Source organism: Pararoseomonas baculiformis (assembly GCF_017813395.1).
In the GTDB taxonomy this organism is placed as follows: Bacteria; Pseudomonadota; Alphaproteobacteria; order Acetobacterales; family Acetobacteraceae; genus Roseomonas; species Roseomonas baculiformis.
Genome location: NZ_JAGIZB010000014.1, coordinates 79,347 through 91,061 on the forward strand (window position 1 = coordinate 79,347; position 11,715 = coordinate 91,061).

10 protein-coding genes are annotated in these 11,715 nt (G+C 69.6%); 3 read left to right on the forward strand and 7 right to left on the reverse strand.

Translation table 11 applies throughout. The annotated features are described in order from the left end of the window. Positions 1-52: 52 nt before the first annotated feature. Positions 53-1,444: an FAD-binding oxidoreductase gene (locus J8J14_RS15350; protein ID WP_209380415.1), complete on the reverse strand. Its 1,392-nt coding sequence runs from the start codon at positions 1,442-1,444 to the stop codon at positions 53-55. Between the two features lie 14 nt (positions 1,445-1,458). Continuing rightward, complete coding sequence (locus tag J8J14_RS15355; protein WP_209380416.1) at positions 1,459-2,337, reverse strand: dimethylarginine dimethylaminohydrolase family protein; 879 nt, start codon at positions 2,335-2,337, stop codon at positions 1,459-1,461. A gap of 234 nt (positions 2,338-2,571) precedes the next feature. On the opposite strand from J8J14_RS15355, the gene J8J14_RS15360 reads away from it, so the two are divergent. Next, positions 2,572-3,399, forward strand: coding sequence for an HpcH/HpaI aldolase family protein (locus tag J8J14_RS15360; RefSeq protein WP_245215820.1), 828 nt, complete (start codon positions 2,572-2,574; stop codon positions 3,397-3,399). 13 nt (positions 3,400-3,412) lie between these two features. Here J8J14_RS15360 and J8J14_RS15365 read toward each other — a convergent pair whose 3' ends face one another. The 4 genes from J8J14_RS15365 to J8J14_RS15380 all read right to left on the reverse strand — a co-directional run bounded on the left by J8J14_RS15365 (position 3,413) and on the right by J8J14_RS15380 (position 8,740). Next, entirely contained in the window at positions 3,413-4,981 is a 1,569-nt protein-coding gene (locus tag J8J14_RS15365) for a Na+/H+ antiporter (RefSeq protein ID WP_209380417.1), read from the reverse strand. 78 nt (positions 4,982-5,059) lie between these two features. Further along, a complete protein-coding gene (locus tag J8J14_RS15370; RefSeq protein WP_209380418.1) occupies positions 5,060-6,481 on the reverse strand; it encodes a mannose-1-phosphate guanylyltransferase/mannose-6-phosphate isomerase in 1,422 nt (473 codons plus the stop codon). A gap of 108 nt (positions 6,482-6,589) precedes the next feature. Then, positions 6,590-8,089 (reverse strand): tripartite tricarboxylate transporter permease, encoded by a 1,500-nt coding sequence (locus J8J14_RS15375; RefSeq protein WP_209380419.1) that lies wholly within the window; start codon positions 8,087-8,089, stop codon positions 6,590-6,592. Between the two features lie 30 nt (positions 8,090-8,119). Beyond that, complete coding sequence (locus J8J14_RS15380) at positions 8,120-8,740, reverse strand: tripartite tricarboxylate transporter TctB family protein (RefSeq protein WP_209380420.1); 621 nt, start codon at positions 8,738-8,740, stop codon at positions 8,120-8,122. Between the two features lie 300 nt (positions 8,741-9,040). Here J8J14_RS15380 and J8J14_RS15385 point away from each other — a divergent pair, with 300 nt between their 5' ends. Together J8J14_RS15385 and J8J14_RS15390 are read left to right on the forward strand one after the other, a co-directional pair. Next, the gene (locus J8J14_RS15385) at positions 9,041-10,234 is read left to right on the forward strand and encodes a M20 metallopeptidase family protein (protein WP_209380421.1); all 1,194 of its coding nucleotides are present in this window, start codon (positions 9,041-9,043) and stop codon (positions 10,232-10,234) included. Further along, entirely contained in the window at positions 10,231-11,217 is a 987-nt protein-coding gene (locus tag J8J14_RS15390) for a ketopantoate reductase family protein (protein WP_209380422.1), read from the forward strand. Before J8J14_RS15385 ends, J8J14_RS15390 begins: the two co-directional genes overlap by 4 nt. A gap of 75 nt (positions 11,218-11,292) precedes the next feature. Here the strand turns inward: J8J14_RS15390 and J8J14_RS15395 are convergent, their stop codons facing one another. Beyond that, a complete protein-coding gene (locus tag J8J14_RS15395) occupies positions 11,293-11,667 on the reverse strand; it encodes a hypothetical protein (protein WP_245215821.1) in 375 nt (124 codons plus the stop codon). Positions 11,668-11,715: the final 48 nt, after the last annotated feature.

Genomic DNA, 11,715 nt, shown 5'->3' on the forward strand with positions numbered 1-11,715 from the left:
TTCCCTCCGCGCCCCGCCCTGCACGGGGCCGAGGTCGCTCTTCACTCTTGGCTCAGTTCCGGAACATCTTGCCGGGGTTGAGGATGCCCTTGGGGTCCAGCGCCGCCTTGATGCTCTGCATCACGGCCAGGGCCTCCATCCCATGCTCCTGCTCCAGGAACTCGCGCTTGCCCAGCCCCACCCCATGCTCGCCCGAGCATGTGCCGCCGAGCGCAAGGGCCCGGGCCACGATCTTGCGGTCCAGCTCCCAGGCGCGCTCGAGCGCGGCGGGGTCGTCCTGGCCCACCAGGATCACGGTGTGGAAATTGCCGTCGCCGACATGCCCGACCATCGGCGCGGAAAGGCCGGAGGCTTCGATGTCCTCCTTCGCGCCCAGCAGCGCATCCGCCAGGCGCGAGATCGGCACGCAGACATCGGTGGTCACGCCGCGGGAACCGGGCTGGCTGGCGATCGCCGCCCAATAGGCGTTGTGGCGGGCGGTCCAGAGCTTGTTGCGCGTCTCGCTATCGGCCGCCCAGGCGAAGCCCAGCCCGCCCATCTCGGTAACGACGGCCTTCACCGTCTCGGCCTGCTCGGCCACGCCGGCCTCGCTGCCGTGGAATTCAAGGAACAGGGTGGGCAGGGCCTCAAGATTGTCCAGCTTCGAATGGGCGATGCAGCAGGCCATCTGCACCTCGTCCAGCAGCTCGATCCGTGCCACGGGCACGCCGAGCTGCATCACCTGGATGACGGACTCCACGCAGCCCCGCATCTCCGGGAACTGGACCACGGCGGCGGAGGTTGCCTCAGGGATGCCGTGCAGGCGCAGGCGGATCTTGGTGATGATGCCCAGCGTGCCCTCGCTGCCGATCATCAGCCGCGTCAGGTCATAGCCATTGGCGGCCTTGCGGGTGCGGCTGCCCGTGTTGATCACCCGGCCATCCGCAAGCACCACCTCCAGCCCCATCACGTTCTCCCGGATGGTGCCGTAGCGCACGGCATTGGTGCCGGAGGCGCGCGTGGCGCACATGCCGCCGATGGTGCAGTGGCTACCCGGATCCACCGGGAAGAACAGGCCCTGGTCGCGCAGGTGATCATTCAGCTGGTGGCGCGTCACGCCCGGCTCCACCAGGCAGTCCATGTCGTCCGGGCTGACATCCAGGATGGCGGTCATGCGCGACAGGTCCAGCGAGATGCCCGCGCGCACCGGCGTGACATGCCCCTCCAGGCTGGTGCCCGCGCCGAAGGCCACCACCGGCACGCCATGGCGGTGGCAGAGCGCGAGGATTTGGGAGACCTCCTCCGTCGTCTCGGCGAAGGCCACCGCATCGGGCAGGACGGGGGTGGTGGTGTCCTCGCCGCGGGAATGCTGCTCGCGCATGGCGATGTTGGTGGTGATACGGTCGCCCAAGAAGGCGCGGATGGCGGCGATGACGTGGTCGACGGGGCGGGTTTCGGCGGTCATGTCGGTGTTCCGTGTCAGTCGTCCCGCCGCAGCGGGCAGGTCAGGCAATGGGGCCCGCCGCCACCGGCGGTGAAAAGCGAAAGGGCAGGGTCCAGGACTTCCAGCCCCTCGGCGCGAAGGGCGGCGTTCAGCGCCGTGCTCTCGCGCGCGGATACCACGCGGTCCCGCCCCAGGGCGAGGATGTTGCAGCCCAGATGCATGGCCGCGCGGTAGGGAACCGGGATCCAGCGGATGCCATGGCCCCGCAGCCAGTCCAGGAATCCGGGGTCGAGCACGTCCTCGCAGGCCACGGCCAATCCGGGGGCGGCCATGCAGAACAACACGTCCAGATGCAGGAAATGCTCGTCGAAATCCTCGACGCGCACTTCCCAGCCCTCCTCCCGCAGCCATCCCGCAAGCTGCTCCGCACCGGCATGATCCGTGCGCCCGCCGGAGGCGCCGATGGCGGCAAGGCCGGGGCGGATGATGTGGATGTCGCCGCCCTCCAGCGTGCCGGCGCTGGATTTCCGCCAGAAGGCACCCCCATGCCCGGCGTGGAAGTCGATCAGCGGCGCATACTCGCCGCGGCGCTGCGGCCGCTCCAGCTGGCACAGCACGGGGCCGCGATGGGTCACCACCACGCTGTCGCGCGTATAGGCCATGTAGGGCAGATGCGGCTCCGGCGCGATCAGCCGCACCTGTGCGCCGCCCTGCTCGATCGCATGCACCAGTTCCGCATGCTGCGCCTGCAGATGGGCGGTGGCGGGGGATTGGTTCTCCCCGGCCAGGGTGCGGCGGACGATGCTGTTGGTCGGGATCCAGCGGTAATGCTCGGGCGTGCAGAGCAACACCTCGCGCAACGGCGCCGTCTCGGACGAAACGCGCCAGGCGGAACCGGGAAGGGGATCGGGCATGGGCGAAGCCTAGCCCCGGCGGGCGGGGTTGCCCATTGCGCGCCAAGCGGTGGCGGGCCGCCCGGTCCCGGCGATCGGGAGGCCAAGGCCCGCGCGGCGGCCAAGGCGAGGAGATCGCGCCGCCCCAGTCCCGCGCGGAGGGTGCCGAGCGGCCCGGTGCCTCCGCCCGGTAGCCGGACATTGATGCCAGGCCGGCAGGCTGTCGGATTGCGCGGCGGGCGGGGAAGCGGAAGGATGCAGGGCAGCCGCGCCGGGCGCGATCGCGCCGAGGACGGGCATGACGGAACGGGGGAACGCCAGGTGGCGAACAAGCTGAGGGATGCGTGGAAGGCCGGGCGGAAGACGGTGAATGGATGGTTGTCCATTCCCTCGGCCTTCTCGGCGGAGGTGATGGCCCAGCTCGGGATGGAGAGCATGACGGTCGATCTCCAGCACGGCGTGCATGATTACCTCTCCGCGGTGGCGAGCTTCCAGGCGATGCAGGCGCATGGGCCCACACCGATGGCCCGCCTGCCGTGGAACGAGCCGGGCATTGCCGGCAAGCTGCTCGATGCCGGCGCCCAGGGCCTGATCTGCCCCATGGTCAACACGCGTGCCCAGGCCGAGGCCTTCGTGGCTGCCTGCCGCTATCCCCCGATGGGCGCCCGGTCCAACGGGCCGATTCGGGCAGGCCTCTACGGCGAGCCCGGCTCCTATTTCCAGACCGCCAATGACGATATCCTCTGCCTGCCGATGATCGAGACCCGGGAGGCGCTGGACAACCTCGACGCCATCCTGGACGTGCCGGGCGTGGACGGCATCTATATCGGGCCGACCGACCTGCAGATCTCGCTGGGCATCCTGCCGCCCATCATGGAGCGGCAGGACCAGGCGATCCTGGACATCTATGCCCGGCTGATCCGCGCCTGCCATGAACGTGGCAAGTTCATCGGCCTGCACTGCACCACCGGCGCCTATGTGAAGCAGATGCATGAGATGGGCTTCGACTACGCCACCCTCGGCAGCGACCTGACGAACATGGTGATGGGCGCGCGGGCCCAGCTGGCGGCGGCGCGGGGCTGAACCCCTCGGGGCTTCAGCCGGCCTGGGCGAGCTGCTGCTGGAGCCGCAGCTCCTCGTAATCCGTCTCCGACAGGAGGCTCGTCAGCATCTCGTCCGATAGCCCGTCCTCGCGCTGGTGCCGGATGAGGCGCTCGCGCGAGGCGCGGAGGGCGGCGAGGCGGATCTGCAACCGGGCCCGCAGCTCAGCCTGTGTCCCGCCCGCGGCCACCCCCGTGAAGACGCGCGCGATGTCCCGGAACTCTCCCACGAGGTCGCGCGCGATCACGCCATCCAGCGGGCTGTCCAGCCGGCCCTCCACCTCGCCCAGTGCCGCCTCGGCCATCAGCCGGCGGGCCGTGGCCTCCGCGGGCGCCATGCCGCGCCGGGTCGGCTCCACCACGCCCAGGCGGATGATCAGCCATTCCAGCGTGGTGCCCTGCACCACCAGGGTCGCCAGGATGGCGACGAAGGCGAGGAAGATCAGCAGGTCCCGGTGCGGGATCTCCAGCGGCAGGGCCAGCGCGGTGGCGAGGGAAACCACGCCCCGCATCCCCGCCCAGCCGATGATCACTGCATGGCGGGGGCGGGGGAGCATCTCGTTCCGCGCCAGCGCCGGGAACAGGCGCGGGAGATAGGCGAAGGGGATCACCCAGCCCAGGCGCGAGAGGATCAGCGTGGCCGAAAGCGCGGCGGCCCCGACCACCAGCACGGGGAGCGGATAGGCCCCAAGGCGCTCCAGTATGCCGTTCAGCTGCAGCCCGACCAGGATGAAGACAAGGCTGGTAAGGACGAATTCCATGAAGCTCCAGGTCGCCAGCGCCTCGATCCGCGTCTGGGCGGTGAGGAGAGCGCGCTGGCGCTGGGCGATCATGATGCCGGCGGTGACCACGGCGATCACGCCAGAGACATGCAGCTTCTCGGCGATCAGGAAAGCGCCATAGGCCGTGAGGAAGGTGAAGGCGATCTCCAGCGGCGTCGCCTCCAGCCGCGGCAGCACGCGGGCGGCCAACAAGGCCACCGCCAGCCCGACCAGGAAGCCGCCGATCGCCACGGCAAGGAAGGTGACGGCCGCCAGGCCCGGCGCAACGCTGCCCACCGCCACCGCCCCGACGGCCAGGCGGAACAGCACCAGGGCGGAGGCATCGTTCATCAGGCTCTCGCCCTCGAGCACGGTGACGATCCGCCGGGGCAGGGGCATGCGTTGCAGCACCGAGGCCGCCGCTACCGCGTCGGGCGGGGCCACGATCGCGCCCAGGGCAATGGCCGCTGCCCAGGGAAGGTCCGGCAGCAGGAGCTTGGCGACCACCGCCACGCAGGCCGCCGTGAAGAACACCGCCCCGACCGCGAGGAGCATGATGGGCCAGAGATTGGCGCGGAATTCCTGCCAATCCGTCCGCCAGGCGCTGGCCTGGAGCAGCGGCGGCAGGAAGGCCGCGAGCGCAAGGGTCGGGTCCAGCTCCACCCGGGGCAGGCCGGGGATGAAGGCCAGGGCCATCCCGCCGAGGATGAGCACCACCGCATAGGGAAGGCGCGTGCGCCGGGCCAGGATGGCCAGGCCCAGGCAGGCGCCCAGCAGGGCCAGCGTGATCTCAAGCAGCAGCATGGGCGGGGCCTGCGCCGAGGCGGAAAAGCCGGGAGGGGGCGGCCATGGCGCTATGCCGTCATGGCCGCCCCTGCAGGGTCACGCGCGTCCGTAGGTATCCTCGAAGCGCACGATATCGTCCTCGCCGAGATAGGCCCCCGATTGCACCTCGATGAGGGTCAGCGGGATCATGCCGGGGTTCTCCAGGCGATGGACGCAGCCGAGGGGCAGGTAAACGCTCTCGTTCTCGCGCAGGAGAATCCGCTCGGCATCGCGCTCGACAACGGCGGTGCCGTTGACAACCACCCAGTGCTCGGCGCGGTGGTAATGCTTCTGCAGGCTGAGCTTCTCGCCCGGGCGAACCAGGATCTTCTTCACCTGGAAGCGGTCGCCCTGGATCAGGCCTTCATAATGGCCCCAGGGGCGGTACATGCGCCGGTGCGCGCCCGCCTCAGGGCGCTTCCGCGCCTTGAGCTGGTCCACCAGCTTCTTCACGTCCTGCGCCCGGTCGCGGTGCAGCGCCAGCACCGCGTCCTCGGTGGCCACCACCACCACATCCTTCAGCCCGACCACCGTGGTCAGGATGCCTTCCGAGCGGACATAGCAGTCATCGGCGTCCAGCAGCTCGACCGGGCCATGGGTGGCGTTGCCCCGGCCATCCTTCGGCGAAACCTGCCAGAGCGCGTCCCAGGAGCCCACATCGGACCAGCCAAGATCGGCCGGCACCACGGCGGCATGAGCCGTGCGCTCCATCACCGCATAGTCGATCGAGATCGAAGGGGCGCCTGCGAAGGAAGGGCCGAGCCGGACGAAGTCGAGGTCGCGGCTGGCCTCGTCCACCGCCGCGCGCACGCTCGCCACCAGCTCGGGCTGCAGACGCTCGAGCTCGGCCAGAAGGCTGGCCGCGCGCGCGACGAACATGCCGGCGTTCCACAGGTGCTGCCCGCCCTCAAGCAAGGCCTGGGCACGGGCGAGGTCGGGCTTCTCGATGAAGGAGGCGATGGCAGAAACCCCCGGCGCCTCCGGAATGGCGGTACCGGCCTCGATATAGCCGAAGCCGGTCTCGGCATGGGTGGGCTTCATCCCGAAGGTCACGATATGGCCGGCCCGGGCCGCCTCCGCCGCCCGGGCGAGCGCCGCGTGCAGGGCAGGGATGTCCTGGATCGCCGCATCGGCCGCCATGACCCAGAGAAGGGCATGCGGATCCTCTTCCGAGGCCAGCAGGGCTGCGGCCGCGATCGCCGGCGCCGAGTTCCGGGCGGCCGGCTCAAGCACGATCCGCCCCCCGGTCACGCCGCTCTCGCGCAGCTGCTCGGCAACGAGGAAACGATGCGCCTCGGCGCAGATCACCATGGGCGGGGTGAAGCCCGGGCCCGTGGCACGCCCCACTGTCTCCTGCAGCATGCTCTGCTCGGAGGTCAGCGGCCAGAACTGCTTGGGAAAGCCCTCCCGCGAGAGGGGCCAGAGCCGCGTGCCAACACCACCGGACAACACCACCGGCACAACACGATCCTGGGGCATGTGGCTTCCAGATATGGTCGAGAGATATCCGGACCTAACGGAGCATGCCCAAAAAGAAAAGCCGCCCCGGTTGCCCGGAGCGGCTTCTCTGTCGCACTGGCGGCGGATTTATTCGGCCAGTGCCTTGTCCTTGCCGCTGCGAAGGGCGGGCAGGGCCATCGCGGCCAGCACGATCGCCGCCAGGGCCAGGAGCGTGGCGCTGATCGGGCGTTCGACGAACACGCCCACGTCGCCGCGGGAGAGCAGCATGGCGCGGCGGAGATGCTCCTCCATCATCGGGCCGAGCACAAAGCCGATGAGCAGGGGCGCGGCGGGCATCTGCAGCTTGCTGAAGATGTAGCCGAGGATGCCGAAGAACAGGGTCTGGTAGACGTCGAAGACCGAGTTGTTCAGCGAGTACACGCCGATCGCGCAGAAGACGAGGATCGCCGGGTACAGATACTTGTAGGGCACCTGCAGCAGCTTCACCCACATGCCGATCATCGGCAGGTTGATGACGAGCAGCATCAGGTTGCCGACCCACATGGAGCAGATCAGGCCCCAGAACAGGTCCGGCTGGGCCTCCACCATGCGGGGGCCGGGCTGGATGCCCTGGATGATCAGCGCGCCGACCATCAGCGCCATCACGGCGTTGGCCGGGATGCCGAGGGTCAGCAGCGGGATGAAGGAGGTCTGGGCAGCCGCGTTGTTCGCGGATTCCGGACCGGCCACGCCCTCGATCGCACCGGTGCCGAGCGTGCTCCCGTACTTCGAGATCTTACGCTCCAGCATGTAGGAGCCGAAGGCGGAGAGCGAGGCGCCACCACCCGGCAGGATGCCGAGGACGGAGCCGATCGCCGTGCCGCGAAGCACGGCCGGCACCGAGCGGCGGAACTCTTCCCGGGTCAGCATCAGGCTGCCGACCTTGCCGGACATGACCTGGCGCGCTTCCGGACGCTCGAGGTTCAGGATGATCTCGCCGAGGCCGAAGATGCCCATGGCGATCGACACGAAGCCGAGCCCGTCGGACAGTTCGGGTACACCGAAGGTGAAGCGCTGCTGGCCGGTCTGCACATCCGTGCCGACGAGGCCGAGGGCAACGCCCAGAACCACCATGGCGATGGCCTTCAGCACCGAACCCTGTGCCAGCACGGCCGATATGATGAGGCCGAGCAGCATGAGGGAGAAGTAGTCCGCCGGGCCGAAGGAGAGCGCCACGGAGGTCAGCATCGGGCCCGAGGCCGCGACGACGAGGGTCGCGACGCTGCCCGCGAAGAAGGAGCCGAGGGCGGCGATGGTCAGCGCGGCGCCCGCGCGACCGTTGCGGGCCATCTTGTAGCCGTCGAGCGCTGTGACGACCGACGACACCTCACCCGGCAGGTTGAGCAGGATGGCCGTGGTCGAGCCGCCATACTGCGCACCGTAATAGATGCCGGCGAGCATGATGATGGCCGTGGTGGCGGGCTGGCCGAAGGTGATCGGCAGCAGCAGCGAGATGGTGGCGACCGGCCCGATGCCGGGCAGCACGCCGATGGCCGTCCCGATCAACGCGCCGAGCAGCGCGAAGAGTAGGTTGTCCAGCGACAACGCGACCCCGAAGCCGTGCGCCAGATTGGCGAAAAGTTCCATAGCTTGTTTTGGCCCTTTCTTTCCTGGCGCTTACCCGAAGATCGTCGGCCAAAGCGGAACCCGGATATCGAGTTCGTAGATGAAGACGAACCAGCAGAGGATGCAGAGGAAGACGCTCATCCCGACGATGCTGATCGGATTGTGCTCACGGTCGGCCAGGGCCGAGATGACGCAAAGCGCCGTGATGCTCAGCATGAGGCCCAGCGGTTCGAGCAGCAGCGCGAAGATCGCGAAGGAGGCGAGGACCAGGCCGAGCGGCCGCCAAGCCGGCGAGATCGACAGGACGAGCAGCGCGACGAAGCAGGCAATCCCGACCTGGACGTAGTTGGTCGTGACGCCCATGCCCTCCATCACGCGCCAGATGATGATCCCGACCGCGACGCTGATGGCGAGCGTGGTGAGGTCAAGCTTCGTCCAGGGCTCCAGCGGGTCCGGCCCGTTGGTGAGCGCGAGGATGAAGACCATCGCCCCCAGGCCGAACTGCAGCCAGAACACGAGCATCGGCATGTAGCCGGGCCCCATGCGGCGGGCCGAGCCGAGCGTGTGCTGTTCCAGGCCGAACCCGAGCAGGCCGCCGTTGATGTAGAGGCCTATGAAAGCAAGGAGCATCAGGATGCCCCCAGCCCAAAGGTCCTTCGTGCTGATCTTCATGAAGTCTCCACCCCTGGTCCCTCAAGAATCGAACGAACGGGGGGCGCGGCTTCGCAGGGCGGGGCGCATATGATCCCGGCCGCGGACCCCGGCGGGAAAGCTCGAATCGAGCATCCCGGCGGGTGTCGCGGCCGGCACTTTACGTGCCCTCGTCCTCGTGCGGGACGTGCCTCCCGAAAGAGAGAGACACGCAACCTATGGGGCGGCGCGCCATGTCACAAGCTTCAGATTGCCTGCTGCCTTGTCATGGATGCTTCTTCACCTACGATGCGGCGCAACATCGTTGCGAGATTTGATGTCATGACGAGCGGACAGGGCCCGGGAATCAATGAGCCCGGGCGGCGCATCTCGGAGGCTGCGGCGGCGCTCGCCCCCGGTCTGGTGGCGATCCGGCGCGACATCCACGCCCATCCCGAACTCGCCTTCGAGGAGGTGCGGACGGCGGGAATCGTTGCCGCGGAGCTGGAAAGGCTGGGAATTCCCTACCGTACCGGGGTCGGCGGCACCGGCGTGCTTGGCATGATCGAGGGCGGTCGCCCCGGGCCCACCCTCGCCATACGCGCGGATATGGACGCCCTGCCAATCCATGAGGAAACCGGCCTTCCCTTCGCCAGCACCGTGGATGGGAAGATGCATGCCTGCGGGCATGATATCCATACGGTTACATTGCTGGGTGTGGCCGAGGTGCTACGGGATCTCGCCCCCATGCTGGCCGGCCGCGTGGCACTGGTGTTCCAGCCGGCCGAGGAAGTCCTGCAGGGCGCCGCCGCCATGATCGCCGATGGCGCCGCCGAGGGGATCGACATGGCGCTGGGCTTCCACAACCACCCGGACATGCCGGTGGGCGAGACCGGCTTCGTCCGGGGCGCCTGCCTTGCCGCCTCGGACCGGTTCGACCTCGTGATCCGCGGCCGCTCGGGCCACGCCGCCCATCCGGACACGGCCGTGGACCCCATTGTCGCCGCCGCGCATTTCGTCTCCCAGGCCCAGACCGTGGTCAGCCGGGAGGTGGACCCGCTGCATCCGGCCGTCGTGACCATCGGCATGTTCCAGGGGGGCACGACCTACAACATCATCCCGGAGCGCGTGCATCTGAAGGCCACCATCCGCACCCTGCATCCGGCGACGCGGGATCTGGCGGAAGCCGCGATCCGGCGCCTCTGCGCCGGGCTGGAAGCCGGCTTCCGCGTGGAATGCGCGCTGGACTACCGGCGCCTGGTGCCGCCGCTCGCGAATGACGACGCGGTGCTGGACCAGCTTCTGGCCGCCGTCACCGCCCAGCTCGGCGCGGCGCCGAAGCCGGGGGTGCCGAGCATGGGCAGCGAGGACTTCTCGGAATTCGCGCAGCGCGTGCCCTCCGCCCATCTGCGGATCGGCTCGGGCACGCCGGGCCGGGCGGATAAGCTGCACAATGCCGGCTACCAGCCGGACGAGGCCTGCATCCCGTTGGGCGTCCAGGCGCTGTCGCGCGCCGCGCTGGAGATCCTGTCATGAAGGTCTGTGTCTTCGGCGCCGGGGCCATCGGGGGCCATGTCGCCGCCCGGCTGGCGAGGGGCGGGGCGGAGGTGAGCGTGGTGGCGCGCGGCGCGACACTCGCCGCCATCCGGGAAGGCGGGCTGACCGTGGTCGCGAAGGACGGCACCTTCCATTGCCGCCCCCGCGCCAGCGCCGACCCGGCTGAGCTTGGCCCGCAGGATGCGGTGATCGTCACGGTGAAGGGCCACCAGCTGCCCGGCGTGGCGGAGAGCATCGCGCCCCTGCTTGGCCCGGCCACGCAGGTCGCCTTCGTGATGAACGGCATTCCCTGGTGGTATTTCGACCGCCATGGCGGGGCGCTGGACGGCACCGCCCTGCCGGCGCTGGATCCGGGCGGGGCCATCCGCCACGCCGTGGGGGTGGAGCGCACGATCGGCGGCGTGGTCTATTCGGCCTGCACCGTGACCGGGCCCGGCCGGATCGAGGTGGAGAACGCCTCCAGCCGGGTGGTCCTGGGCGCGCCGGACGGGCGGATCGGGGAAGGGGCCCTGGCCCTGGCCCGCATCCTGGAAGCCGGGGGCATGGGCTGCCCTGTCGTGCCCGACATCCGGCGCGAGGTCTGGATGAAGCTCGTCTCCAACCTCACCTTCGGGCCGCTCTGCCTTCTCTCCCGCCAGGGCATCGCCGCCACCCTCGCGGATCCGACCCTTCGGGACACGGCGCTGAAGGGCCTGGCGGAGGGCGCGGCGATCGCCCAGGGCCTCGGGATCGCGTTGGACCTCGATCCGGTGAAGCGGGTGGAGGGTTCCTCCAAGATCGTCCACAAGCCCTCCATCCTTCAGGACATGGAAGCGGGGCGGCCGGTCGAGATGGAGGCCATGCTGCTCCAGCCTCTTGCCCTGGCGCGCATGGCGGGGGTGGCCAGCCCGGTGCTGGACCTGCTGGTCACGCTCGCCCGGAAGGCCGCCGAGGCCACGGGGCAGTTCAGGCCCGCAGTCTGACAGGCGCGGACCCGGGCATGAAAAAGGCCGGGCAGGATGCCTGCCCGGCCTCACGCATCGTCGCGCCGAAGCTGCCTACCAGCGGTAATAGGGCTGGTAGGCCACGGGCGGCGCGTAATAGGCCGGCGGCGGCGGCGCATACATCACGGGCGGCCGGGGAGGCACATAGTAGGCGGGCGGCGGCGGCGCATACACCACGGGCGGCCGGGGCGGCACGTAGTAGGCGGGCGGCGGCGCATACATCACGGGCGGCGGGGGCGCGTAATAGGCCGGCGGCGGCGCGGCGATGGCCGCGCCCGCAATGGCGCCGAGCGCCAGCCCGCCGATGACGGCACCAGCCACCGCACCACCGCTGGGTCCGCGGCGATGCCAGCCCGCCTCGGCCGGGGCTGCGGCCGCCAGAGCGGCCACGGCGGCGCCAGCCAGGATCAGGCCACGGAACTTCGTCATCGGTTGAGCCCTCCCAGGGCAGGTAATGGGGGGAATATCGCCGGCAAC